Genomic DNA, 24,872 nt, shown 5'->3' with positions numbered 1-24,872 from the left:
TAAGTGTCATCATAAAAAAAACAAAAAACCTATACTATTTATACACAGTATAGGTTTTAGTAGTTTTAAAACAAATGTGTTTTATTCTTTATCAATTTTTATTGGAGTTTCTTCGATTTGAATCGCTCCCGAAGACAACAAAGGCTGATTAAAAGGATGCGACATCGAAGCTTGCTGACGGATATACGCCATTTTGATAGCAGCGATTGCAGCTTCAGTTCCTTTGTTTCCGTGAATTCCTCCACTTCTGTCAATTGACTGTTGTATATTATTATCTGTCAGAACGCAAAAAATAACCGGGATGTCAGTTTGAACATTCAAATCCTTAATTCCCTGCGTTACGCCTTCGCACACAAAATCAAAATGTTTGGTTTGTCCCTGAATTACACAGCCAATTACAATTACCGCATCAACATTTTGTGTCTGCAACATTTTTTTTGCACCATAAATCAACTCAAAACTCCCAGGAACATTCCAACGGATAATTTGTTGAGCAGGAACTTCATTATCAATTAAGGCATCAAAAGCCCCATTATAAAGTCCTTCAGTTATAGTTTCGTTCCACTCAGAAACAACAATCCCAAATCGAAAATCTTTCGCATTTGGGATCGTGTTTTTATCGTATTCTGATAAATTTTTATTTTCGGTAGCCATCTTTATATTTTAGATTTTTAAATTTCAGATTCTGAAATACAAATCTACAATCTTAAATCTAAAATTTTAAATCTAAAATCAAATATTTTTATTGTGCTAATCCAATCAATACATCTACAGAAGCAGCTTCTGGTGTTGCATCGTAGTTTTCTTTGATATCTGTTAAATATTTCAACGCATCTTCTTTTTGACCTAGAGCCAATGCTGTTTTACCAGCTTTTAATAAGAAACGAGGAGTTGTAAAATCATTTTTATTAGATTCAGCAGCTTTTACATAGTAGTCTAAAGCTTCTTTTTGTTGGTTTTTTTGAGAATAAGCATCTCCAATTGCACCAATTGCCAAAGCATTAACGATAGCTTCTTTTGATTTGAATTTTCCTAAATATTTGATTGCATCATCAAATTTACCAATATTCAAAGAAGCAATACCAGCATAATAGTTAGCTAAATTTCCTGCATCAGTTCCAGAATATTCATCAGCAATTTTTACGAATCCAAATTTACCTTCAGAACCATTCAATGCTAATTTGTATAGTGAATCGCTTGCCACACCATTAGTCGCTTTATCAAAATTTTGTTGAGCAACAAACATTTCGCTTGCAGCTTCGTCTTGCTTAGGAGCTTCTACAAATTTTTGGTAAGCCAAATATCCAATAGTAGCAACTGCAATACCGGCAACTAAACCAATAATGATTTTTTGATTTTTAGCAACCCAATCCTCCGTTTTTGAAGCAGTCTCATCTAGTTTAGAAAAAACCTCAGCTGTTTTGCTGTTTTTTCCATCAAGAATTACTTGTTGCTCTTCATTCACAACCTCTTCTTTAACTTCCTTTTCCTTTGGTGCCTTATATCCTCTTTTATTGTAAGTAGCCATTTAAAATTTAATTTAGTGAACGGCAAAAATAAAATTTTTATTGAAACCAACGTAAAAAAAATCAATTTTATATCTATTTTAAAAAAATAATTTACTAAACGGCAACTTCTTCACTCATTTCTACAAAATAATTCATCTTGAAAGAGCCCGAAAGCCTATTATATCGATAATTTTCGATAATTTGCACCCTCAAATTTTTGTTATCCAAAACACGACTTTTCCCGGGCTAAGAACATAATTTTCGCCTAAGATTTCACGAATTCTCGCTGATTAGAGATATATTTTACAAGAAACCCTTTTAAAATCATTCAATCTGCGACATAAAAACACAATCTAACGAGAAAAGTTACATACCGGAACATCAAATTTTATCATTACAGTCCCTGAAAAATGCATTTAAACAAAATTTCTTTATTCAATTATAAAAATTTCTCTGAAGCCAGTTTTGACTTCGACCTCAAAATCAATTGTTTTGTGGGTAAAAACGGCATTGGAAAAACCAATGTGCTTGATGCAATTTATCATTTAGCTTACGGAAAAAGTTATTTTAATCCGTTAGCAGTTCAAAATATCAAACACGGAGAAGAGTTTTTTGTAATTGATGCCGAATTAGAAAAAAATGACAGAACAGAACAAATTGTCTGCAGTTTAAAAAAGGGACAAAAGAAGATTCTAAAAAGAAACGGAAAAGCCTACGATAAGTTCTCAGACCATATTGGATTTATTCCGTTAGTAATTATTTCACCCGCAGATCGTGATTTAATTGTAGAAGGAAGCGAAACACGCCGTAAATTCATGGACAGTGTAATCTCGCAATTAGACTCTACCTATTTGCATCAGCTTATACAATATCAAAAAGTAATTGTACAACGAAATGCTTTACTAAAGTATTTTGCCCTGAACCACACTTTCGACAATGATACCATATCTATATATAATGAGCAACTAAATAGTTTTGGACAATCGATTTTTGAAAAGAGAAAAGACTTTCTCGAACATTTTATACCTATATTTAATGAACACCATAAAACGATAACCGGATCTGAAGAAACGGTGCAATTAGTTTATGAAAGCCATCTGTACGAGAAAGACTTATTAACACTCTTACAGGAAAACATCGGCAAAGATCGTGCATTGCATTATACAAGCGTTGGAATCCATAAAGACGATTTGTCTTTTGAGATTGACGCACATCCAATAAAAAAATTCGGATCACAAGGTCAGCAAAAATCTTTTTTGATTGCCTTGAAATTGGCTCAATTTGAGTTTTTGAAAAAACAAAGCGGTGTAAAACCTCTTTTATTATTTGATGATATTTTTGATAAACTGGACGAAACCCGTGTTTCTAAAATTATCGAAATGGTAAACAGTGAAACTTTTGGTCAGCTTTTTATTTCTGACACGCATCCGGAACGAACCGAAGCGATTGTAAAATCGACACATCAGAGTTATAAAATCTTCAATTTAGGGTAGTTTTTTTTCATCTTTAAACTTGAGAAATATTTTCATTAGCCAGCCATTATCAAAAAATAAAAATTCTTAAAATTCAATTTCAAACTAGTCAATTCATGCTCATTCGCGAGATTCGTGGCGAACTTTTTTTCGGCCTTTTATGATACAGAACTTTGACATAAATAAATCAAAGCAAAACACGATGTACTATTTTAAAATTCGTGCTCATTCGTGAAATTCGTGGCAAACTTTTTTCAGCCTTTTAGGACACAGAACTTTGACACAAAAATTAATCAAAGCAAAACACGATGCACTATTTTAAAATTCGCGCTCATTCGTGAGATTCGTGGCAAACTTTTTTCAGCCTTTTACTATACAGAACTTTGACACAAAAATTAATCAAAGCAAAACACGATGTACTATTTTAAAATTCGTGCTCATTCGTGAAATTCGTGGCAAATTTTTTTATTTCACTTTCTGTTAAGATTTAAAAATTGAAAAATCATTACTTTAGCATTATTATTTTTAAAATTAAGCCTAATGAAATTCCCAAAAATCTTATTACTAATAGTTTCAGTTCTACTAATTTCCTGTAATGAAAAGAAAACCAATTCTTTTGAACCACTTCATCCAAAAGAATTTGCAGAAAAAATTAAAACCACCGAAAATCCTCAAATTCTGGACGTTCGAACTCCTGATGAATTTGAATCCGACCATATCGATAATGCTAAAAATATAAATTGGAATAGCGATGATTTTGCTGCAAAAGCAGAATCTTTTGACAAATCTAAACCAGTTTTTGTTTATTGCCTAAGCGGAGGAAGAAGTAAAAAAGCAGCCACAAAACTACAAGAATTAGGTTTTAGTACTGTCTATGAATTAGAAGGCGGCTTCCTGAATTGGAATGAAGAAGGGTTTGGCAAACCTTCGACTGGACAAGTTGGAATGACTATGAATGATTTTAATGATTTACTAAATACAGATAAAAAAGTTTTAATTGATTTTTACGCAGAATGGTGCGGACCTTGCAAACAAATGGAGCCCTATCTTTTGAAAATGCAAAAAGAAATGAGCGATAAAGTAGTTATCATTCGTATTGACGTTGACAAGAACAAAACATTAGCTACTCAAATGAAGATTGACCAGCTCCCAACTGTTGTTTTATATAACAATAAGGCTGTACAATGGAAAAACACAGGCTTTATCAGCGAAAAAGACTTAAAAAAACAACTGCAATAACATAAAGAATATGCTAACGAAAGAATCATTGCAATTTTTAGACGATTTAAAAAAGAATAACAATAGAGATTGGTTTCAGGACAATAAAAAACGATACGAGATTTTCAAGAAAAACTATCAGCAGTTAGTAAGTGATTTTCTGGATGTAATGAAACCTCTTGATCCTTCATTAGAATTGTTAGAAGTTAAAAACTGTACCTTCAGAATCAATCGCGATATTCGATTCTCTAAGGACAAATCGCCATATAAAGCACATTTAGGCGTTTGGATGTCGGGAGGAACCAAAGGTCTAAACCGTTCAGGATATTATGTACACATAGAAAAAGGCGCCAGTTTTATTGCTGGCGGATTTTACTCTCCCGAATCTGATGATTTGAAAAAAGTCCGAAAAGAAATTGCTTTTTTTCACGATGACCTGGAAGCTATTATTGCGGATAAAAACTTCAAGAAAGAATTTGGAAGTTTAGATGTAAACGAAACCAATTCACTTAAAAACCCGCCAAGAGGCTATGAAAAAGATCATCCTGCAATTGAGTTCTTAAAACTAAAAAGTTTCACAGCTACTCAAAAATATGATATTTCTGAAGTGACCCAAAAAGACTTTGTTGCTAAAATGAGCAAAAAACTCATCGCTTTAAAACCTTTGAACGAGTTTATTAATCGAGCTTTAGACACTGATGAATTTTAGCATGCTTGTTCCGCCAAAACCCGAGCGATAACGAAAAGGCAAAGCAAATTCACGACGAAAGAGACAAACATTATAATTGCAACTTTTTAATAAGGCTTTTTTTTTTCACAAAAAGCCACTCTCTCATTTTGACACTTATTTTCAATCTTTTTATTAATTGTTATTTTCCGGAAAATCTACTCAAATAAATTATAATCGTTACTTTTGACCTCAGAATTATCCCGACATTTTGGGATTCAAAAAGCCTTTTATTTATGGAAATCCAATCCAATTTTTCTTTAAAAAAACATAATACTTTTGGCATCGAAGCAAAAGCCAAACAATTTGTTGCCGTTCATTCAGTTAATGAATTAAAAACCATTTTAGAAGAATACAAAAGCGAGAAAAAATTCATTTTAGGAGGCGGAAGCAATATGTTATTAACGAAAGACATTGAGGCTTTGGTAATACATATTGACTTAAAAGGAAAAAAAATCATTAAAGAAGACGATGATTTTGTCTGGGTCGAAAGTCAGGCCGGCGAAACCTGGCACGAATTTGTACTGTGGACAATTGACAACAATTTTGGTGGTTTAGAAAACATGTCTTTAATTCCAGGCAATGTCGGCACAACTCCGGTTCAGAACATTGGAGCTTACGGAACGGAGATCAAAGACACTTTTGTTTCCTGCGAAGCCATGAATATTGAAACTCAGAAAATAAAAACTTTTATAAATGCTGAATGTAACTTTGGATACAGAGAAAGCATCTTCAAAAATGAAGCAAAAGATCAATATATCATTACATCGGTAGTGTACAAACTAACGAAACGCAATCACAAAATCAATATTTCATACGGAGACATTTCAGCTGAATTGGCTAAAAACAATATTACAAATCCAACGTTGAAGGACGTTAGTAATGCTGTAATCTCAATCAGACAAAGTAAATTACCGGATCCTAAAGAATTGGGAAATAGCGGAAGTTTCTTTAAAAATCCGATTCTCTTGAAATCTAATTTCGAAAAAATCCATCAGAAGTTTCCGGAAATGAAATACTACGAAGTGTCCGAAACTGAAGTAAAAGTTCCCGCGGGCTGGCTAATTGAACAAGCCGGTTTTAAAGGAAAACGTTTTGGTGATGCTGGAGTTCATAAAAATCAGGCTTTGGTTTTAGTAAATTACGGAAACGCAACAGGGCAAGAAATTCTGGCAGTTTCGAGAGAGGTTCAAAAAACTGTTTTCGAAAAATTCGGAATTCATATTGAAGCTGAAGTGAATGTGATTTAAAAATACAAATTTTACTAATTTTTACTAATTACCGCTATTGTCAGACTGAGCAGAGTTGAAGCCTTTTAAAACACTAAAACACCTCTCTCGAAGTTTCGGAACCCGATGTATCAAAACCCGAGAACAATTATTTTTTTTTAAGCGTAATGATCGAAACTCCCTCTATAAAAATCGCAAATCCTGATGATGAAAAAGTTCTGGCAATTACAGAAGAATTATCCGAAAATCTTTATCTTCGTTTTGGAAGTGACGGAAAGAATTCTTTTCAGGATTGGCAAAACGACAATTCAAAATTCGTATTTGTTATAGCCGAAATTGAGAATGAGATTGTGGGTTGCGGTGCCATTAGACCAATCGATCAAAATACCGGAGAAGTAAAAAGAATGTATTCAAAATACCCGGGAAAGAAAATCGGACAAACGATTTTAACCTTTTTAGAAGACAAAGCCATAACACTGGATTATACAGATTTGGTTTTAGAAACACGGGTAAAAAATGGCAATGCTATTGAATTTTATCAAAAACAAGGTTATAAAGTAATTCCGAATTACGGAAAATATACAGATCTACCAGAGGCTATTTGTCTGGGAAAATCTTTAAATCAAAATTCATAAAAATGTATACTCCAAAAATATACAAAGACGAAGACCCGGAATCAATCAGAACTTTTTTGAAAGAAAATAGTTTTGGAATCCTGATCAATCAAACTCACGGAAAATTATGTGCAACACATATTCCAATAGAACTAGAAGTTAATGCAGACGGAAAAGAAATTCTGCAAGGGCATCTTTCAAAACTAAATCCACAAGCAGAAGGTTTTGCAGAAAACGATCAGGTATTGGCAGTATTTACTGGTCCGCATAGTTATATTTCGTCTTCCTGGTACGATCATGAAAATGTACCAACCTGGAATTACATAGCCGTACACGTTTATGGGCGAATAAAAATTGTTGATGAAGCCACTTCAATTGAACAGCTTAAAAAATTAGTTGATAAGTACGAGGCCAGTTCAGCAAACCCTGTTCGCGTCGAAGATTTGTCTACAAAAACGATGCGCGAAGCCAGAGGGATTTTTGGCTTTGAAATTGAAATTGATGAAATTCAGGCTACTAAAAAACTATCGCAAAATCGGGACGAGAATAATTATAAAAACATTATTTCGGAATTAGAAAAAACCGAAAACCCTCAGGCTATTGCTGTTGCGAAAGAAATGATGAAATGCCAAAAGTAAATCAGCTTTAGCCATTGAAATTTAGGATTTCATAAGTACATTTGCACTCGCAAGATTCAAAAATTAAAAGACATTAAAATCAGATGCTTACATTCATTTTTTACTTTTTTATTGCTATTGTTGTCGTACAACTTTCTTATTATCTAGGTGTTTTTGGAAAGTTTGCTTTTAGCAAACCTCAAAATATTACTCCAAAGAGAATTCCGGTATCAGTAATAGTTTGTGCGAAAAACGAAGAAGAAAATGTAAAAAAATATATTCCAATATTAGCAGAACAAAATTATCCTGATTTTGAAATTGTTTTGATTGATGATGCTTCAAGCGACGAAACATTAGAGGTTTTTGAGCAATTTGAACAACAATACCCAAACATTCGTTTGGTAAAAGTAAAAAACAATGAGGCTTTCTGGGGTAATAAAAAATATGCTTTAACACTAGGAATCAAAGCATCAAAAAAAGACTATCTACTATTTACAGACGCAAATTGCTATCCAACGTCAAAAGAATGGATTACATCAATGACTTCTCAATTTACAATGAATAAAACAATTGTTCTGGGATATAGTGGCTACGAGAAAATAGAGCGTTCTTTATTGAATAAAATTATTCGTTTTGAAACTGTTTTAACAGCTGTACAATATTTCTCGTGGACAAAACTAGGATTTCCGTACATGGGAGTTGGACGAAATTTGGCGTACAAAAAAGAAGAGTTTTTCAATGTAAACGGATTTATTGAACATATCCAAATTCGCTCGGGCGACGATGATTTGTTTATCAATCAGGCTGCAAACAAAAACAATACGACAATATCATATACACCGGAAAGTTTCACGTACTCTAAACCAAAAGAAACCTACAAAGAATGGTTTACGCAAAAAAGAAGACGTGTTTCTACTACGCAATATTATAAATCATTCGATAAAATACAATTAGGTTTATTCTTTATTTCACAATTATTTTTCTTCATATTAGTAATCCTTTTACTGGCATTCCAATTTCAATGGATTGCTGTACTGGCAATTTTAGCAACACGCTATACAGTTGTCTGGACTATAATTGGGTGTTCTGCAGGAAAATTAAAAGAAAATGACCTTAAAATTTGGTTTCCTATTGTAGAGATAGCGCTTATATTCACGCAAATTAATATCTTTATAACTAATATCTTTTCAAAACCTGTATATTGGAAATAAATTCTAAAATAGAAAAAGCAAAAAAAGGCGATCAAATTGCCTTTACTTTTTTATTAGATTATTTCTGGAATGAAGTGTATGGCTTTATGTTAAAGCGTACCGAAAATGAAACTACTGCCGAAGATATTACCATTGAAACTTTCTCAAAAGCTTTTGATAAAATAGCATCTTACAACCCTGAATTCCAATTCAACACCTGGTTAATTGCTATTGCAAAAAACGTATATATTGATTTATTACGTAAAAAGAAAACCAATCTTTTTATAGAAATTACTGATTCTGAAGATCAGCAGGCTTACAACATTGCCGACCCTACTCCATCTGCAGAAGATGCCTTGATTAAAGAGCAAAATCTTTCACGCTTACTGCAATGCATCAAAGAACTAAAACCACATTATCAGGAAGTAATTCAGCTGCGTTATTTTCAGGAAATGACGTATCAGGAAATCGCACTTAAAATCGATGAACCTTTGAGCAATGTAAAAGTAAAACTACTTAGGGCTAAAAAATTATTAGCAGAAATTATCGAACGTAATAGATAATTTATTATCTTTAGTTAAAGAATAAAATATTATTCGATTTATTCTTAAAAAGATAAATTATCCACACCTTAAAACTACAACAATCCTGTTGTTAGCTAAACCCAAAACCTTACTGCGTATGATTTAAATGTTACTTAACCTTAAAATCCATAAACTATGTCTAAATCAAGTATCTACGAAGCAAGCTGGACCAATCTTGTTTTCGAAAACAAAAATCAGGAGTACGGCGCGTATCAATTACGCCAGGAGAATTCAAAAACCACCATTACTGCTCTATTTATGGGTTTGCTATTATTAGCAGCTTTGGGAAGTGTATCAATTTTAATCAACAAATTTAGGACGGTAGTTCCCGTAGAGGTACCAACTGTTTTTACAGATCCAATGACACCTGTTATTATCGACCGAACTATTGTTCAGCCACAACAAACAGAGCCAATTGCTCCCCCACAACAAAGTACTCCTGCAGCTCCTGTAGTTGGTGTTCAGTTGTCACATCCTATTGTTGCTGCGGTAGATCAGGCAGCTCCTGAAATTGCGACTAACACAAACAATGTCGCCGTAGTAGAAAATCCAGGAGCAGGAACAGGACCTGTTACTAATGCAATACCATCTACTGGCGGAACTGGCGGTGAAGCTGTTACACCTTCAACAAATGAACCTTTAATTCCAGCACTTTTAGACAAAATGCCTGAATTCCCAGGAGGAATGGCAAAGTTTTATACTTATGTAGGAAACAATTTTAACAGACCAGAACTTGATGCCGACAGAACATTAAAAGTATACGTTTCATTCGTAATCGAAAGAGATGGTTCTATCACTGATATTATGGTAAAAAATGATCCTGGTTACGGACTTGGAAAAGAAGCAATAAGAGTACTAAAATCATTAAAAACAAAATGGATTCCGGGAGTATTAGACGGGAAACCGGTTAGAACTGCATACAACCTTCCGATTACAATAAAAACGGAAGCACAATAATAAATATTAAAAAAGCAGAATTTAGGTTCTGCTTTTTTTATGCCTTAACTGCAATGAATAAGAGATTAAGAAAATCAGAAAGCTTTTTTGATCTAGTCAATTAATTTCATGCAAAAGAGCAAACTTTAAAACTTAAAAAAAGAAAACTTTGCGACTTCTCTTAATTTGTTTTTCAGAAAGGAAACCCTTAATCTTTTTATCTCTTAATGCTTTAGAAAATCGATATTATTTTTTATTTTAATTACTTTTGCAACACCTTAAAAAGGGAAATAAAAGCTATTAAACTAAAAACTCAAACATGGGAATATTTTCAGCTATTCTAGGCAACGCTGGTTCAGTAAGTCAGGACGATTTACTTAAAAAATACGGACAACTTTTAACGGATAATGAAGAAATCGAAATGGGTTTTAAACTAATCCGCGATACCTTTATCTTTACTAACAAAAGATTAATTCTGGTTGACGTACAAGGAATCACAGGCAGTAAAACCGAGTACAAATCAATTGCATACAAAAGCATTACTCGTTTTAGTGTGGAAACTGCCGGAACTTTTGATCTTGATGCCGAATTGAAAATTTGGGTTTCCAGCGAATTACATCCTAGTATTGTTAAGCAATTCAACAAATCTGTAAATGTGTACGACGTACAAAAAGTATTGGCTTTTCACGTTTTAGGTTAATCTTAAAATAAAAATTCCGATGAATTTCTAAGAAACTCATCGGAATTTATTTTTCTAACAGAAATTATTATTTCTTCTTAGCAGTTGTTTTTTTCGTAGCCGTCGCTTTTTTAGTTGTTGTAGCTTTAGTCGCAACCGGCGCAGTATTTACAATTTTTTGCTGTACATAAGGCTTATACAAACCGTCTTTCTCAGCTCTTTTCTTAGCATCTTCAGCTCTTTGTTTTGAATCCGGGTGCGAGCTCATCATCTGATCAATAAATGATGCTTCGGTTCCTTCACTCATCTTAGCCAAAATTCGGAAAGCAGATTCTTCGGCATTCACATCATAACCATTCTTTTTTAGAAAATTATACGAATACAAATCTGCCTCAGCTTCTTGTTTACGGCTAAATTTACTATCAATAATAGAACTTCCTATTTTCCCTAATTGACTATCTGTAACTGCAGCTAACTTTGTAGATTGTGAAGCCGCCGCATCCATTAAAGCTTCTTTTTTATAAGCCGCTTTTATAGCATCTCTCGAATCATTATTAGCAACGTGACCAATTTCGTGACCAATTACTGCAAGTAACTCATTATCATCCATGATATCCATTAACCCTGAATATACACGTACACTTCCGTCTGCAGTTGCAAAAGCATTTACTTCTTTTAATTTATAAACTTTATAATTTAAAGTATATCCGTCACCAGCAGTATATTTTCCAAATACCCTGTTTAATCTTATAGCATAAGGATCTGTTGCTGCTGCAACTTCGTGCTCAGCATCCATTTTATCCACTGCAGCTTTAGACAATGCTGCCGCATCAGCATTACTAAATGTAAAACCGGTTACACCCTTCTGAACAGCTCCAATAGCTTTATCTCCAAAATTAATCTGCGCATTCATTTTAGTAAAACCAAAAGTGGCAAACAAAACTCCCAATACAATAAATTTCTTTTTCATGTTTTATATTATTACAATTTAACAACAAATGTATTACAATGTTAGTGTATTTCTATTTCAATTAAATCTGTTTTTTAACAAATAAAGGTATAAATTTTAAATGAGCTGTATAACGATATGTAACTATTATTAATAGCACTTGCCAGTACAACAAAAAAAAACGACAAATTCTTTGGAGAATCTGCCGTTTTTTTTACTTTATTTAAAAATTACTTCTTTTTTGCGGTTGCTTTTTTAGCGGTTGTTTTTGTTGCTGTTTTCGCTTTTACAGGTGCAGTATTATCAATTTTCTGCTGTACATAAGCTTTATACAAACCCTCTTTTGTTGCTCTTTTTTTAGCATCATCTGCTCTTTTACCAGAATCTGGATGTGAGCTCATCATTTTAGTCATAAAAGAAGATTCAGCTCCTTCACTTAAATTTTGAAGAATCCTAAAAGCTGATTCCACTGCATTCACATCATAACCATTTTTTTTCATAAAATCATACGAAAACGTATCAGCTTGCGACTCTTGTTTTCTACTGTGCTTGCTGTCGATCATTGCGCTTCCTATTTTTCCTAATTGAGATCCTGTTAGAATCTCTATATTTCCTGATTGTGACGAAGCAGCATCTAATAAAGCCTCTTTTTTGTAAGCTGCTTTAATAGCATCTCTGGTATCGTGATTGACTACATGCCCAATTTCATGTCCAATAACTGCAAGTAATTCGTTATCATCCATAATATTCATTAAACCTGCAAATACACGCACACTTCCATCTGCACAAGCAAAAGCATTGATGTCTTTTACTACGTAAACTTTATAATTTAAATTAACCCCTTCACTAGAAATATGTTTTCCAAATAAACGATTTAATCGAATTGAATAACCATCCTCAGGTCCGGCGACAGGGTTGTTTGCATCCAATTCAGCAACCGATTCCTTAGCCAAAGCTGCAGCATCTGCATCGCTAAAAGTAAACCCTGAAACACCTTTGCCTAAAGCTCCCATAGTTTTATATGAAAGTTTTTGCGCATTCATTTCACTAAAACTAAAAACTGTCAATAAAATCCCCAATACAATAAATCTTTTTCTCATATTTCTTAAACTTAAAATTAACAGCAAAAATACTACGCAATAAATTTTTAATTGCCTTAAGACGATAAATTTATAACAGAATAAGACAGAATTTAAAAAATCAAATTAAAATGTCTAAATCTTAAAAAAGAATAAGAAAACAAACCATATAGCGTATATAAATTTAAATAATTAATATTTCAACTTCATAATTTTAAAAAATAAGATTAAAAGAAACGAAAATTAAATTAGCATCTCCAAATAAACTACATTCCGTATCTTTGTACTTTGAATTTTGATATATGGAAACAGTCATTGAAAATATACCAACCGGAAAACCTAAATGGTTAAAGGTTAAATTACCTATTGGACAAAAATATACTGAACTGCGTGGTTTAGTCGATAAATATAGCCTAAACACTATTTGTACCTCAGGAAGTTGCCCAAATATGGGTGAGTGCTGGGGCGAAGGAACGGCGACTTTTATGATTTTAGGAAATGTTTGTACGCGTTCATGCGGATTTTGCGGTGTAAAAACCGGAAGACCTGAAACGGTAGATTGGGATGAACCTGAAAAAGTAGCACGTTCTATAAAAATCATGAACATTAAACACGCTGTAATTACAAGTGTTGACAGAGATGATTTGAAGGATGGCGGATCTATTATCTGGATTGAAACTGTAAAGGCAATCCGAAGAATGAATCCTAATACTACTCTTGAAACCTTAATCCCTGATTTTCAAGGAATCGAAAGAAATCTTGACCGAATTATAGAAGCGAATCCTGAAGTAGTGTCACACAATGTAGAGACGGTTCGCCGTTTAACTCGTGAAGTACGTATTCAGGCTAAATATGATCGTAGCTTAGAAGTGTTGCGTTACCTGAAAGAAAAGGGAATCAATAGAACAAAATCGGGAATCATGTTAGGACTTGGCGAAACTGAAGAGGAAGTTTTTCAGACTATGACAGATTTACGCAATGCAAATGTTGATGTTGTTACTATTGGCCAATACCTGCAGCCAAGTAAAAAACATTTACCTGTAAAAGAGTTCATAACGCCTGATCAATTTGCTATATATGAAAAATTTGGTCTTGAGTTAGGGTTCCGTCATGTCGAAAGCGGACCATTGGTTCGTTCTTCATACAAAGCACAAAAACATATTTTATAAAAAAGTTATTCGTTCAATCGTTTGTTTGTTTAGCCGCCAATGCGATTAAACAAACAAACGATTGAACAATTTAAACAAATAAATAAAGCACTTGAAAACAAGAATTGCTATTAATGGTTTTGGAAGAATTGGGAGAAATTTATTCCGTTTACTTTTAAACCATCCTGACATTGAAGTTGTTGCCATCAACGACATCGCCGATAACAAAACCATGGCGCATTTGATAAAATACGATAGCATCCATGGTGTCCTGCCCTTTATCGTAAGTCATGACGAGAAAGGAATAATTGTGAATGAGCAGCATTATCTGTTTTTTCACGAAAAAAGCATTTCAAAATTAGACTGGAAAAGCCATAATATAGATTTTGTTATAGAATCTACAGGAAAATATAAAACGCACGAAGAACTTAACGCGCATATTGAAGCCGGAGCAAAAAAAGTAATCCTCTCGGCGCCATCAGAAGTTGATAGTATTAAAACGGTAGTTTTAGGCGTTAACGAAAATATTCTGGATGGCAGCGAAGATATAGTTTCCAATGCAAGTTGCACGACAAATAATGCTGCTCCGATGATAAAAATCATCGACGAATTGTGCGGAATTGAGCAAGCATACATCACAACGATACATTCTTACACTACTGACCAAAGCCTTCACGACCAGCCACATAAGGACTTGCGACGTGCCAGAGGCGCAAGTCAGTCAATTGTTCCAACAACTACAGGCGCAGCTAAGGCATTAACAAAAATTTTTCCTAAATTGCATGAAAAAATCGGGGGTTGCGGAATTCGCGTTCCTGTTCCTGATGGTTCACTGACAGATATCACGTTTAATGTAAAACGTGCTGTTACAATTGAAGAAATAAACAAAGCATTTCAAAAAGCCTCAAAAACAAATTTAAAAGGAATATTAGATTATACAGAAGATCCTATTGTTTCTGTTGATGTAATTGGCAATACACATTCGTGTTTATTTGATGCACAATTAACTTCCGTTATTGATAAAATGGTAAAAGTTGTGGGTTGGTATGACAACGAAATTGGCTATTCATCAAGATTAATCGATTTGATTTTACTTATAAGAAAAACATAAAAAATTCATTGTAAAAGCGCTGCAATACATGAAATACCACTATTTTATTCTTTTTTGTTTTTTAAATTCATTTTTGTATTCTCAAACTAAAAAGAATACGGATAGTGTTATCTATTACAATAAGCTGGTAAAAAGTAATCTTAACAATAAAAAATACGATCAGGCAGTATTTTACACTAAAAAATCAATCAACTTTTGCGAAGCAAACCAAAAATCCGAAAGCTTGGCCAATCAAACCTTCAAGCTTGGTAAAATCTATTACAACAAACAAAAGTATGATGAGGCATTAAAAAACTTTCACAAAAGTGTTTCTTTGTTTGAAACCTTAAAGCCAACTTGCACCAAAGTTTTAGCATTGCATTATATAGGCGTAACGAATACCGCTAAAGGCGATTATAAAACTGCTGAGATTTACTACAAGAAAGCAGATGATCTTTTGAAACAGTTAAAAATCGTTGATCAGGCTGAAGTTCTTAAATACCAGAAAGCAGTGGCTTTAAAAACAAATAAAAATTTACCTCTTGCTGCCTACACCTTTCGTGAAATAACAAAAAAGCCGGATAATCCTGCGATTTTAAAAACAAAAACTAATTCTTACTACCAACTTGGGTTAATTGAAACTCAGCTTAAGCGAAATGATTCTGCCATCATTTATTTTGACAATGCTTTAGACTACAACGAAAAAAGCAATGACTTAAAGCAAAAATCAAAAATTATATTAGCAATAAGTAAGTATTACAAGCAAAATAAAAATTTTGATCTCGCCTACTCTTATCTGGACGAACATTATCAGATCGAAAATTACATCCTGAAATTAAAGAATGCCAAGCTAGATCTAAATGAATTTGAAAAATTTAAAAAAAATCAATCTTTAAACAATACAATTAAAAGAGAAAGCGAAGAGAAAATTCAATTAAAAACCTATCGATACTCTAAGTTGGTAAGCATTCTTGCTATTGCCCTTATTTCAATTTTATCGCTTTTGAGCCTGGCATTGTATAAAAATAATATTATTCGAAATCAAAATAATTTACTTCTAAGAGAAAAGAACAAAGAACTTATTTTAGCCAAAAATAAAGCCGAAAAAGCATCAAAAGCCAGATCAGAGTTTCTCTCTACTGTAAGTCATGAACTTCGAACTCCATTAAACGCTATTAACGGAATTACTCATTTATTACTGGAAGACAATCCCAAGAAAACACAATTAAAATACTTAGAATCTTTAAAATTCTCAGGAAACTATCTTACTACTTTCATTAACGAGATTCTTGAAATCAATAAAATTGACTCCACTAAAGTAGAAATAGAGAACATTACCTTTAACTTAAAAGAGTTATTATTCAACATTCAAAGTTCTTTAAAGGAACTTGCTACGGCCAATAAAAATTATTTTAACCTTGAAATCGACGAAGCAATTCCGGATAATTTAATTGGAGACCCTACTAAAATATCGCAGATCATCCTTAATTTAATCAATAACGCCTTAAAATTTACACAAAACGGAAACGTAAATGTGATTGCAAAACTATATGGAATAACTGAAGAGCAGGCGACAGTTTATTTTGAAATCGTAGACACAGGAATTGGCATCCCGGAAGATAAACTGCAAACTGTTTTTGAAAGCTTTTCTCAAGGGTCAATAGAAGTAAACCGAAAATATGGCGGAACAGGCTTAGGACTTACAATTGTAAAAAAATTAATTGAACTTTTAGGTGGAGAAATAAAACTAAAAAGCGAAGTTGGTAAAGGATCTACTTTTACCTTTAAATTAGATTTTAAAATTAACAAAGAACCTCTTGAAGCAGTGGAAGAAAAAAAACCATACAATGACAATCAACTAAAGAATAAATCAATTTTATTGATTGAAGACAATAAAATCAATCAAATGATTACTCGAAAGATGCTTGAAAACAAGGCAATTTCCTGCGAAATCATAGATAATGGAGAAGATGCTGTTGAGCTTTTAAAAATAAAACGCTTTGATATGATTTTAATGGATGTTCATTTACCTGGAATTAATGGAACCACTGCTACAAAATTAATCAGGGAATTCGATAAAACAACTCCAATTATTGCGTTAACAGCTATTTCGCTTGACGAAAACAGAGATATGCTTTTATCTTATGGAATGAACGATGTGATTACAAAACCATTTGTTCCGGAGGAATTTTACAGTACCATTGCGAAATTTTTTGATTAGGTCCTAAGATCCTAATTTAACTTTGACATACTCCAAAATTGTTGCATCAAAATTTTGCTGGTAATTGATAAACGTACTTTTTATTGGCAAATAATACAATTGCGAAATAAGTTTAGAATCCTTTAAACGTACATAATCTTTCTCTGTTGTAATAATCTTTTTACCTTGTGCTTTATTTAGGATTGCTTCTAAATCTGAATCAGAAAAATGGTGGTGATCCGGAAAAGTCAGGCATTCGTCATTTTCATTTTTTAAATAATCAAAAAACGGCGTTGGTTTTGCAATCCCTGCCAAAAGCAATTTCGATTCATTTTTAATTTCATTCACAGCGATTTTTTCCTCTTTGCTATTACATATAAAATCATCATAATCTATAAAAGTAAAATAGATTTGCTGTGAGCAGATAAGTTTTAATTTCAGGCGAATTTGTTCTTGTTCTTCATCTGATAAATCCTTTGGACATTTAGTTACAATCACAATATTTGCACGATTGGCACCGCTTCTGCTTTCACGAAGATTTCCTGTTGGCAGCATAAAATCATCTGCATACAAGTCACCATAAGAACTTAACAAAATATAAAATCCTGCTTTTACTTTTCGGTGTTGATAAGCGTCATCTAATAAAACAACTTGCGGTTTTTCATTCTGAGAAAGCAACTGTGTAATTCCGTTTGTTCGATTAGCATCGACTGCAACCTGAATATTTGGGAATTTTTGATAAAACTGAAAAGGCTCGTCTCCTAAAATCTCAGCATTTGAACTTGCACTGGCTAAAACAAAACCTTCCGATTTTCGTTTATAACCACGACTTAAAGTTGCTACTTTATAACGATTAGATAATAACCGAATAAGATATTCTATTTGAGGCGTTTTTCCAGTTCCGCCAACGCTTAAATTTCCGACTGCAATAACCGGAATATCAAATGAAGTTGATTTTAAAATTCCTTTATCAAAAAGAAAATTACGAATGCTTGTAATGAATCCGTATAAAACGGCGAAAGGGAAAAGTATTTTTCGAAGTAAGTTCATTTTACGAAAGTATAATATTTAATTTTCTGCGACAAAATTATTAGTTACTTCAATTTATCAAATGTTTTATTATTTATAAGCGATTTCATTTGAATAATAGCAATTTCATTCAATTTAAATAATCTATCAGCTTGGTCTATTTCTTGTTGTATCAACATAGCATTAATACTCTCAAGATTTGACAATACAACTAATTGCTCTATTGATGCAATATCCCTGATATTACCTTTTTGATTTGGATTTTCAATGCGCCATTGTTTTGCAGTTCTTCCAAATAGCGCAAGATTTAACGTATCAGCTTCATCTGCATAAATAAAATTCTTTTGATTTCCTGCTAAGATTACCGGAATTAAATTTTCCTTTATTGCATCAGTATGTATTTTGTAATTAATTTTAGAAATTGTCCTTTGTAAATTCCAATCTAAATTTTTAGTTTTATTCTCATCCTCTTTTAAACGCTGAAACTCTTTAATAATATAGAGTTTAAACTCAATGGAAATCCAAGAAGCAAATTCGAATGCGATATCTTTATGTGCATAAGTTCCTCCATATCTTCCCGCTTTTGATATTATACCGATGGCATTAGTTGCTTCGATCCATTTTTTAGCAGTCATAGTAAAACTATTTAAACCAGCTTGTTTTTTAAACCCGTCGAATTCGACGGGGTTAAAATCAGGATTATTTAAAACTTCCCAAAAGCCTAAAAGTTCAATCGTGTTTCTGTTTCGCAGCCAATTTTTTATAATATCATCTATATGATCAGGATCTTTATAACGTGCAATATCAGTTATACAAATATAATCTTGCTCTAAGTTCGAGAGCAATGAAATTGAATTACCATTCACCTCCATTTTATTCAATTTTGCCATAAATTATATTTCTATTTTAAAAAACAATACCTCCAATATTTCTACAACACAAAAACAAGAAAAAACTCACGAAGCATATTCATTTTACGAAAGTATAATATTTTTCGTTAATTTGTTCAAAGTTTTTAAACCACAATTTAAACTTGAAACCTGAAACAAAAAGCAATAATGAAAATCAAAGAAATATTAGTAATTCTTGAGGAAATGGCACCTTTGGCATACGCCGAAGATTTTGACAATGTTGGACTATTAGTTGGCAATAGCGAAACTGAAAGTACGGGAGTTTTAGTTTGTCATGATGCTTTGGAAACCGTAATCGACGAAGCCATTACTAAAAACTGCAATCTGGTAGTTTGCTTCCACCCTATTTTATTCTCCGGAATTAAAAAAATAACTGGTAAAAATTATGTAGAGCGTGCGATTTTGAAAGCCATTAAAAACGACATCGCTATTTATGCTGTTCATACGGCGTTAGACAATCATTCAGCAGGCGTGAACAAGATATTTTGTGATGCTTTGGGCTTAACCAATACTAAGGTTTTGATTCCGAAACAAAATTTCATTCAAAAATTAGTAACTTATACTACTGCTGACAATTCAGAAAAAGTTAGAAATGCCATGTTTCAGGCTGGCGCAGGAACAATTGGAAATTACGACAATTGCAGTTTTAACACCGAAGGTTTTTTTACTTTTCAGGGAAATGAAGACAGTAATCCTGTAATTGGAGAACGAGGGAAACTACATACCGGAACCGAAATAAAGATTGAGGTTGTTTTCGAAAAACACTTGCAATCAAAAATTCTAAAAGCACTTTTTGCCAATCATATTTATGAAGAAGTCGCTTATGAAGTTTATAATCTTGAGAATTCACATCAGAATATTGGCTTGGGAATGATTGGGGAATTTGAAACTGAAATGGATGAAAAAGATTTTTTACATTTTGTTAAAGATAAAATGATTGCCGATGGAATTCGTCATTCTTCGTTTTTAGGCAAAAAAATAAAGAAAGTTGCTGTTTTGGGCGGATCAGGAAGTTTTGCGATAAAAAATGCAATCATGTCCGGAGCCGATGCTTTTTTGACAGCCGATTTAAAATATCATCAATTTTACGAAGCAGAAAACCGACTACTTTTAGCCGATATTGGTCATTTTGAGAGCGAACGCTATACAAAAAACTATATTGTTGATTATCTTCGAAAAAAAATCCTTAATTTTGCCATCATTTTATCAGAAGAAAATACAAATCCAGTTAAGTACTTATAGAATATGGCGAATACGAAAGAATTAAGTGTTGAGGACAAGTTAAGAGCAATATACGATTTACAGCTTATTGACTCTAGAATTGACGAAATCAGAAACGTGAGAGGTGAACTTCCTTTAGAAGTGGAAGATCTTGAAGATGAAGTTGCAGGTTTAAGCACGCGTTCAGAGAAACTGAAAAGTGAACTTGAGGTTATTGAAGATCTTATCAAATCGAAGAAAAATGCGATTGATGAGCATAAAGAGGTTATCAAAAAATACACAAAACAACAAGAATCAGTTCGTAATAACAGAGAATTTAATTCTTTGACTAAAGAGGTTGAATTTCAGGAATTAGAAATTCAATTGGCTGAAAAGCAAATCAAAGAAATGAAAGCTTCTATCGAGCATAAGAAAGAAGTTACTTCTAATCTAAAAGAAAAACTTGACGCTAAAAGTTCGCACTTAAAACATAAAAAATCTGAACTTGACGCTATCATGGCTGAAACTCAAAAAGAAGAAATCTTCTTATCTGAGAAATCAGCTGAGTTTTCAGGTCAAATTGAAGAAAGACTATTAGCTGCTTATACTAGAATCAGAACTAGTGTTCGTAATGGTTTAGCTGTTGTATCTATCGAAAGAGGAGCATCTGCAGGATCATTCTTCACTATTCCCCCACAAACTCAGGTAGAGATTGCTTCTAGAAAGAAGATCATTACTGATGAGCACTCTGGAAGAATTTTAGTTGACAGCGCATTAGCTGAAGAAGAAAAAGAAAAAATGGAACAATTGTTCTCGAAATTCTAAATATTTAAAATCCCGATTAAATCGGGATTTTTTTTTGTACTTAATTTTTTTTGTCACAGATTAAGATCAACGCTAAATGTTGTGGAGAATTTTACCGCAAAGAACACAAAGATTTTTATCTAAGAATGCTTTTGAAAGCACAAAGTTCGCAAAGCTAAATCAATACAAAGCTTTGCGAACTTTCCCTTTTTATAAAGCTAAGAATAAAAAAACTTAGCGTTCTCTGCGATAATTTTTTTTCTCTTTCCATAGGTGTTAGAATTGATCAATTAAAAGATTAATAGGATTTTCAATCTGTGCTAATCTTTTTAATCTGTGGCAAAACTTTTTTTCAGTAAGTTTAAAATCATATTTTTACCTTTATAAAAAATTTAAGTTTTGGGAATTAAAAAAGGAATCCGTTTCATTACATTAAAATCGGTTGGATCATATATTAACTTTCTAAGTTATGTTCGTCCGCAAAAAGCTGTTGAACTTTCTTACGCACTTTTCAGCCAACCCAGAATTGGAAGATTACAAAAAGAAAGTTTACCCAAAATATTAAAAAATACCGAAACTGAAACGTTTCATCATAACGAACATCATTTTCAGACTTATATCTGGAAAGGCAATGAAACTAAAATTCTGCTTGTTCACGGGTGGGAAAGTAATGCCGCCCGCTGGAAAAAAACCTTACCGCATCTTCAAAAATCAGGAAGCACTATTATTGCTATTGATGCTCCGGCTCACGGACAAAGCAGTGGTAAAGAATTTAATGTTCCGCTATATGCTGAATTTATCAATAAAGCGGTTGAAAAATATCAGCCTACAATAATTATTGGTCACTCTATTGGCGGTGCAGCCTGTGTTTATCATCAATATTTATTCCCAAACACCAGCATTAATAAAATGGTGATTCTTGGCGCTCCATCAGATTTAAAAACGCTGATCAATAATTACGTTTCGATGCTGAGTTTAAATACTAAAGTATATTCTCTTTTAGAAAGTCGATTTTTAACGCATTTCAATTTTAAGCTGGACGATTTTTCCGGACAAAAATTTGCATCTGAATTTAATGTTGCGGGGCTAATCGCACATGATACCTCAGATAAAATTGTAGCTTTTGCAGAAGGTGAAAAAATTGCCAGCAATTGGAAAAATAGTCAGTTTATTGAAACCAAAGGTCTAGGTCACGGAATGCACGATGATGAATTGTATGATAAAGTGATTGAGTTTTTGTTTTCGGAAGGTTCTGATGTTTTGAGGTTCTGAGCCACTAAGTCGCTAAGGCACTAAGTTTTTTCTCTTAGAAATCTACTTTTCTTTGTCATCCTGAGCGAAGTCGAAGGAAAGCAGCTCGACAAAGATTGACGACTTTCTGGATATTCCTTCGACTTCGCTCAGGATGACAAGATTGTGCTTAAAAATCTAAACAACTATTTTAAAAGACTTCAACATTTCTTTTTCTCCTTTTCCTGTAATTATTATTGCTCTTGAATTGGCCGTTCTTCTGATCCAGTCCTGCTCCAGCATTTTATTCAATAACAAAGTTCCTATAGAGCCCGAAATATGATATCGTCTTTCGCTCCAGTCCAGGCAAGGTTTTAAGAATATTCGTTTTTGCTTTTGGGCTTCTTCTAAATTAATTCCAAAATCAGAAAACCATTTTTCTCCTTCAGTACTAATTTCGAAAGTATTACCATTTTCGATTATTATTTTTTGTTTTAATAAACTGTCGGCTAAAGCAACACCAATTTTTCCTGCCAAATGATCATAACAAGTCCTGCAATATTTTACGGGAGGATAATTTTCGTTTTTCTTTTGCGAAAAAATCTCAGGCTTGGGAATTAGGTTCGCCATTGCCTCAACAACGTAAGCCACTTCTCTACTTGAAAATCTATAATATTTATGACGGCCTTGTTTCTCTACACAAAGCAAATTTGCTTCAAGAAGTTTGGCCAAATGCATGCTGATGTTTTGCGGAGATGTATTTGCAGCAATCGAAAGTTCAGTGGCTGTAAAAGCTCTTCCGTCTAATAGAGTCCACATTATTGCTGCGCGAGTTGCGTCTCCTATTAATCCTGCTGCTTTTATAAATTGATCTTCCATTTAGGCTTTCATAGTTAAATATAGAATGAAGTATTCTTTTGTAAAGTTAAATAACTTTGCTAAAAACAATCTACATGACTACTTTATTCTTTCAGTCTGATGTGCAAGATCCTTATTCAATCTATCAATTGATGTTGGGCAAAAACCCAATATACTGGGATGAAGAAAACAAAATCTGGGTAATTTACTCCTATGAATCTTGTATTGAAATTCTAAAAAATCCAGATGCTCTAATTCCCGTTATAAACCTAAATAACGAACAGAAGCTAAACGAACATGCTTTGGATATTTTGAACAATTTGGCTAGATTGTCTAATGAAATTCAACATACCATAAATCGTGAAATTGCCAATTTGCTATTTTCGAACTTAAAATCTGTCGACATCAATACAATCCTTTATAAATTGATAAAAGATGATTTAATCGAAAATGAAGTTGATTGGGTAAATTCGGTTTGCAAAAAATTACCGCTTTTGGTTGTTTTAAAAAGTTTTGGTTTTACAGCAAATGATTGTGCTTTTATTTTAGATAAAATTGAAATTTTGGTTAAAATAATGCTTCCGAATAAAAGTAAAGAAGAAGTAAAATTGATCAATCAAGTTTCTGAGAGAATATTTTCTATTGTCGAAAAACAACTTTTGTTATTCGATTTCTATAAACCTTTATTAAACAAAATATCAGAATTAGAAGTTCTTCCGCTTGACGAAATTAAAAAAATAACTATTAGTAATTTAATAGGTCTATTGATTCAGAGTTATGATGCAGGTCGCGGAATTTTGAGTAATTCGTTATTACAAATTATCAAACACAAAACTTTTTCGAACAAAGCCACAATACAAAAATCAGTTATAGAGACTTTGCGTTTTGATCCGCCAATTCATAATACGAGACGAATTGCAAATGCTGATATAACTTTGGGAAAAACAACAATTAAAAAAGGCGAAAAAATAATGGTAGTTCTTGCTGCAGCCAATCGCGATTTGCAAAAATTCGAAAATGAATCCAATTTCGATATCGAACGTTTTAATAATAATGAGAATTTGACTTTTGGGATTGGTGGTCATATGTGCTTAGCCAAACATTTTTCGATTAACCTCGCAACTGAAGTTTTATGGTTTTTATTTAATGAACATAAAATAATTACACTTTTAGAGAATAATATAGAATATGAACCCTTGATTAATACCCGATTGCCTAAAACTATCTGGATTTCGATAAAATAAAAAATATAATATGATAGCAGTAATTTTTGAAGTCATACCTAACGAAGGAAAAAAAGAAGAATATCTGAATATTGCTGCAAGCCTGCGACCAGAATTAGACCATATCGAAGGTTTTATTTCGATAGAACGTTTTCAGAGTTTTAGTGATCCTGAAAAAGTTTTGTCATTGTCGTTCTGGAAAGATGAAGAAAGTATCCAGCAATGGCGAAATCTGGAAATGCACCGTCACGCACAAGCAAAAGGAAAAAATGAAGTTTTTAAAGATTATCATTTAAGAATCGCAACAGTTGTTCGCGATTATGGAATGTTTGAGCGGAAAGAAACCCCGGAAGACAGCTCTTCTTATCATGAATAAA

The 24,872-nt window shown here is 32.9% G+C and carries 25 protein-coding genes; 18 read left to right on the top strand and 7 right to left on the bottom strand.

The genetic code is table 11. The features are described from left to right. Positions 1-81 precede the first annotated feature (81 nt). Together ribH and NJT12_RS18630 are read right to left on the bottom strand one after the other, a co-directional pair. On the bottom strand, positions 82-654 hold the full coding sequence (ribH, locus tag NJT12_RS18635) for a 6,7-dimethyl-8-ribityllumazine synthase (protein WP_271337436.1): 573 nt from the start codon (positions 652-654) through the stop codon (positions 82-84). Positions 655-742: 88 nt separating this feature from the next. Continuing rightward, complete coding sequence (locus NJT12_RS18630) at positions 743-1,528, bottom strand: tetratricopeptide repeat protein (RefSeq protein WP_271337435.1); 786 nt, start codon at positions 1,526-1,528, stop codon at positions 743-745. A gap of 390 nt (positions 1,529-1,918) precedes the next feature. On the opposite strand from NJT12_RS18630, the gene recF reads away from it, so the two are divergent. The 10 genes from recF (at position 1,919) to NJT12_RS18580 (ending at position 10,795) form a co-directional block, all read left to right on the top strand. Next, the gene (gene recF, locus NJT12_RS18625) at positions 1,919-3,001 is read left to right on the top strand and encodes a DNA replication/repair protein RecF (protein ID WP_271337434.1); all 1,083 of its coding nucleotides are present in this window, start codon (positions 1,919-1,921) and stop codon (positions 2,999-3,001) included. A 519-nt stretch (positions 3,002-3,520) separates the two neighbouring features. Beyond that, complete coding sequence (locus NJT12_RS18620) at positions 3,521-4,219, top strand: thioredoxin domain-containing protein (protein ID WP_271337433.1); 699 nt, start codon at positions 3,521-3,523, stop codon at positions 4,217-4,219. A gap of 10 nt (positions 4,220-4,229) precedes the next feature. Continuing rightward, entirely contained in the window at positions 4,230-4,907 is a 678-nt protein-coding gene (locus NJT12_RS18615; protein ID WP_271337432.1) for a DUF2461 domain-containing protein, read from the top strand. Between the two features lie 254 nt (positions 4,908-5,161). Further along, positions 5,162-6,175 carry a UDP-N-acetylmuramate dehydrogenase gene (gene murB, locus NJT12_RS18610; RefSeq protein ID WP_271337431.1) on the top strand — a complete coding sequence of 338 codons (1,014 nt, stop codon included), beginning with the start codon at positions 5,162-5,164 and terminating at the stop codon, positions 6,173-6,175. 146 nt (positions 6,176-6,321) lie between these two features. Next, positions 6,322-6,789: a GNAT family N-acetyltransferase gene (locus NJT12_RS18605; RefSeq protein ID WP_271337430.1), complete on the top strand. Its 468-nt coding sequence runs from the start codon at positions 6,322-6,324 to the stop codon at positions 6,787-6,789. Between the two features lie 2 nt (positions 6,790-6,791). Further along, positions 6,792-7,406: an FMN-binding negative transcriptional regulator gene (locus tag NJT12_RS18600; RefSeq protein WP_271337429.1), complete on the top strand. Its 615-nt coding sequence runs from the start codon at positions 6,792-6,794 to the stop codon at positions 7,404-7,406. An 83-nt stretch (positions 7,407-7,489) separates the two neighbouring features. After that, positions 7,490-8,596 carry a glycosyltransferase gene (locus NJT12_RS18595; protein ID WP_271337428.1) on the top strand — a complete coding sequence of 369 codons (1,107 nt, stop codon included), beginning with the start codon at positions 7,490-7,492 and terminating at the stop codon, positions 8,594-8,596. Then, positions 8,587-9,138, top strand: a complete 552-nt coding sequence (locus NJT12_RS18590) for an RNA polymerase sigma factor (RefSeq protein WP_271337427.1) — start codon at positions 8,587-8,589, stop codon at positions 9,136-9,138. The genes NJT12_RS18595 and NJT12_RS18590 overlap by 10 nt, the downstream gene beginning before the upstream one ends. A 156-nt stretch (positions 9,139-9,294) precedes the next feature. Beyond that, on the top strand, positions 9,295-10,116 hold the full coding sequence (locus NJT12_RS18585; RefSeq protein WP_271337426.1) for an energy transducer TonB: 822 nt from the start codon (positions 9,295-9,297) through the stop codon (positions 10,114-10,116). A 298-nt stretch (positions 10,117-10,414) separates the two neighbouring features. Further along, on the top strand, positions 10,415-10,795 hold the full coding sequence (locus tag NJT12_RS18580) for a PH domain-containing protein (RefSeq protein ID WP_271337425.1): 381 nt from the start codon (positions 10,415-10,417) through the stop codon (positions 10,793-10,795). Between the two features lie 67 nt (positions 10,796-10,862). Here NJT12_RS18580 and NJT12_RS18575 read toward each other — a convergent pair whose 3' ends face one another. After that, entirely contained in the window at positions 10,863-11,744 is an 882-nt protein-coding gene (locus tag NJT12_RS18575) for a M48 family metalloprotease (protein ID WP_271337424.1), read from the bottom strand. Positions 11,745-11,953: 209 nt separating this feature from the next. Further along, complete coding sequence (locus NJT12_RS18570) at positions 11,954-12,823, bottom strand: M48 family metalloprotease (RefSeq protein WP_271337423.1); 870 nt, start codon at positions 12,821-12,823, stop codon at positions 11,954-11,956. Positions 12,824-13,104: 281 nt separating this feature from the next. Between NJT12_RS18570 and lipA the strand changes: the two genes are divergently transcribed. The 3 genes from lipA (at position 13,105) to NJT12_RS18555 (ending at position 17,261) form a co-directional block, all read left to right on the top strand. Then, the gene (gene lipA, locus NJT12_RS18565; protein ID WP_271337422.1) at positions 13,105-13,971 is read left to right on the top strand and encodes a lipoyl synthase; all 867 of its coding nucleotides are present in this window, start codon (positions 13,105-13,107) and stop codon (positions 13,969-13,971) included. 91 nt (positions 13,972-14,062) lie between these two features. Beyond that, positions 14,063-15,061 carry a type I glyceraldehyde-3-phosphate dehydrogenase gene (gene gap, locus NJT12_RS18560; RefSeq protein WP_271337421.1) on the top strand — a complete coding sequence of 333 codons (999 nt, stop codon included), beginning with the start codon at positions 14,063-14,065 and terminating at the stop codon, positions 15,059-15,061. A 28-nt stretch (positions 15,062-15,089) separates the two neighbouring features. Continuing rightward, the gene (locus NJT12_RS18555) at positions 15,090-17,261 is read left to right on the top strand and encodes a tetratricopeptide repeat-containing hybrid sensor histidine kinase/response regulator (RefSeq protein ID WP_271337420.1); all 2,172 of its coding nucleotides are present in this window, start codon (positions 15,090-15,092) and stop codon (positions 17,259-17,261) included. A 3-nt stretch (positions 17,262-17,264) separates the two neighbouring features. On the opposite strand, the gene lpxK is transcribed toward NJT12_RS18555, so the two are convergent. Beyond that, positions 17,265-18,290, bottom strand: coding sequence for a tetraacyldisaccharide 4'-kinase (gene lpxK, locus NJT12_RS18550; RefSeq protein ID WP_271337419.1), 1,026 nt, complete (start codon positions 18,288-18,290; stop codon positions 17,265-17,267). Positions 18,291-18,334: 44 nt separating this feature from the next. Beyond that, positions 18,335-19,159: a KilA-N domain-containing protein gene (locus NJT12_RS18545; RefSeq protein ID WP_349769756.1), complete on the bottom strand. Its 825-nt coding sequence runs from the start codon at positions 19,157-19,159 to the stop codon at positions 18,335-18,337. 168 nt (positions 19,160-19,327) lie between these two features. On the opposite strand from NJT12_RS18545, the gene NJT12_RS18540 reads away from it, so the two are divergent. From NJT12_RS18540 to NJT12_RS18530, 3 genes are all read left to right on the top strand, one after another. Continuing rightward, positions 19,328-20,422, top strand: a complete 1,095-nt coding sequence (locus NJT12_RS18540) for a Nif3-like dinuclear metal center hexameric protein (protein WP_271337418.1) — start codon at positions 19,328-19,330, stop codon at positions 20,420-20,422. A gap of 3 nt (positions 20,423-20,425) precedes the next feature. Next, the gene (locus NJT12_RS18535) at positions 20,426-21,205 is read left to right on the top strand and encodes a zinc ribbon domain-containing protein (protein WP_271337417.1); all 780 of its coding nucleotides are present in this window, start codon (positions 20,426-20,428) and stop codon (positions 21,203-21,205) included. Positions 21,206-21,583: 378 nt separating this feature from the next. Next, entirely contained in the window at positions 21,584-22,456 is an 873-nt protein-coding gene (locus NJT12_RS18530) for an alpha/beta fold hydrolase (protein ID WP_271337416.1), read from the top strand. A gap of 156 nt (positions 22,457-22,612) precedes the next feature. Here NJT12_RS18530 and NJT12_RS18525 read toward each other — a convergent pair whose 3' ends face one another. Then, on the bottom strand, positions 22,613-23,293 hold the full coding sequence (locus NJT12_RS18525) for an ArsR/SmtB family transcription factor (RefSeq protein ID WP_271337415.1): 681 nt from the start codon (positions 23,291-23,293) through the stop codon (positions 22,613-22,615). Positions 23,294-23,367: 74 nt separating this feature from the next. Between NJT12_RS18525 and NJT12_RS18520 the strand changes: the two genes are divergently transcribed. Continuing rightward, positions 23,368-24,516, top strand: coding sequence for a cytochrome P450 (locus NJT12_RS18520; RefSeq protein ID WP_271337414.1), 1,149 nt, complete (start codon positions 23,368-23,370; stop codon positions 24,514-24,516). Positions 24,517-24,526: 10 nt separating this feature from the next. Then, the gene (locus tag NJT12_RS18515; RefSeq protein ID WP_271337413.1) at positions 24,527-24,871 is read left to right on the top strand and encodes an antibiotic biosynthesis monooxygenase family protein; all 345 of its coding nucleotides are present in this window, start codon (positions 24,527-24,529) and stop codon (positions 24,869-24,871) included. Position 24,872: the final 1 nt, after the last annotated feature.

It is taken from the genome of Flavobacterium azizsancarii (assembly GCF_027980145.1).
Taxonomy (GTDB): Bacteria; Bacteroidota; Bacteroidia; order Flavobacteriales; family Flavobacteriaceae; genus Flavobacterium; species Flavobacterium azizsancarii.
The sequence above is the reverse complement of the archived record's forward strand: the minus strand, read 5'-3'. Positions and strand labels throughout refer to the sequence as shown.

Coding starts and splice junctions, on each gene's coding strand:
- ribH (WP_271337436.1), bottom strand. CDS start 654: ATGGCTACCGAAAATAAAAATTTATCAGAATACGATAAAAACACGATC.
- NJT12_RS18630 (WP_271337435.1), bottom strand. CDS start 1,528: ATGGCTACTTACAATAAAAGAGGATATAAGGCACCAAAGGAAAAGGAA.
- recF (WP_271337434.1), top strand. CDS start 1,919: ATGCATTTAAACAAAATTTCTTTATTCAATTATAAAAATTTCTCTGAA.
- NJT12_RS18620 (WP_271337433.1), top strand. CDS start 3,521: ATGAAATTCCCAAAAATCTTATTACTAATAGTTTCAGTTCTACTAATT.
- NJT12_RS18615 (WP_271337432.1), top strand. CDS start 4,230: ATGCTAACGAAAGAATCATTGCAATTTTTAGACGATTTAAAAAAGAAT.
- murB (WP_271337431.1), top strand. CDS start 5,162: ATGGAAATCCAATCCAATTTTTCTTTAAAAAAACATAATACTTTTGGC.
- NJT12_RS18605 (WP_271337430.1), top strand. CDS start 6,322: ATGATCGAAACTCCCTCTATAAAAATCGCAAATCCTGATGATGAAAAA.
- NJT12_RS18600 (WP_271337429.1), top strand. CDS start 6,792: ATGTATACTCCAAAAATATACAAAGACGAAGACCCGGAATCAATCAGA.
- NJT12_RS18595 (WP_271337428.1), top strand. CDS start 7,490: ATGCTTACATTCATTTTTTACTTTTTTATTGCTATTGTTGTCGTACAA.
- NJT12_RS18585 (WP_271337426.1), top strand. CDS start 9,295: ATGTCTAAATCAAGTATCTACGAAGCAAGCTGGACCAATCTTGTTTTC.
- NJT12_RS18580 (WP_271337425.1), top strand. CDS start 10,415: ATGGGAATATTTTCAGCTATTCTAGGCAACGCTGGTTCAGTAAGTCAG.
- NJT12_RS18575 (WP_271337424.1), bottom strand. CDS start 11,744: ATGAAAAAGAAATTTATTGTATTGGGAGTTTTGTTTGCCACTTTTGGT.
- NJT12_RS18570 (WP_271337423.1), bottom strand. CDS start 12,823: ATGAGAAAAAGATTTATTGTATTGGGGATTTTATTGACAGTTTTTAGT.
- lipA (WP_271337422.1), top strand. CDS start 13,105: ATGGAAACAGTCATTGAAAATATACCAACCGGAAAACCTAAATGGTTA.
- NJT12_RS18555 (WP_271337420.1), top strand. CDS start 15,090: ATGAAATACCACTATTTTATTCTTTTTTGTTTTTTAAATTCATTTTTG.
- lpxK (WP_271337419.1), bottom strand. CDS start 18,290: ATGAACTTACTTCGAAAAATACTTTTCCCTTTCGCCGTTTTATACGGA.
- NJT12_RS18545 (WP_349769756.1), bottom strand. CDS start 19,159: ATGGCAAAATTGAATAAAATGGAGGTGAATGGTAATTCAATTTCATTG.
- NJT12_RS18540 (WP_271337418.1), top strand. CDS start 19,328: ATGAAAATCAAAGAAATATTAGTAATTCTTGAGGAAATGGCACCTTTG.
- NJT12_RS18535 (WP_271337417.1), top strand. CDS start 20,426: ATGGCGAATACGAAAGAATTAAGTGTTGAGGACAAGTTAAGAGCAATA.
- NJT12_RS18525 (WP_271337415.1), bottom strand. CDS start 23,293: ATGGAAGATCAATTTATAAAAGCAGCAGGATTAATAGGAGACGCAACT.
- NJT12_RS18520 (WP_271337414.1), top strand. CDS start 23,368: ATGACTACTTTATTCTTTCAGTCTGATGTGCAAGATCCTTATTCAATC.
- NJT12_RS18515 (WP_271337413.1), top strand. CDS start 24,527: ATGATAGCAGTAATTTTTGAAGTCATACCTAACGAAGGAAAAAAAGAA.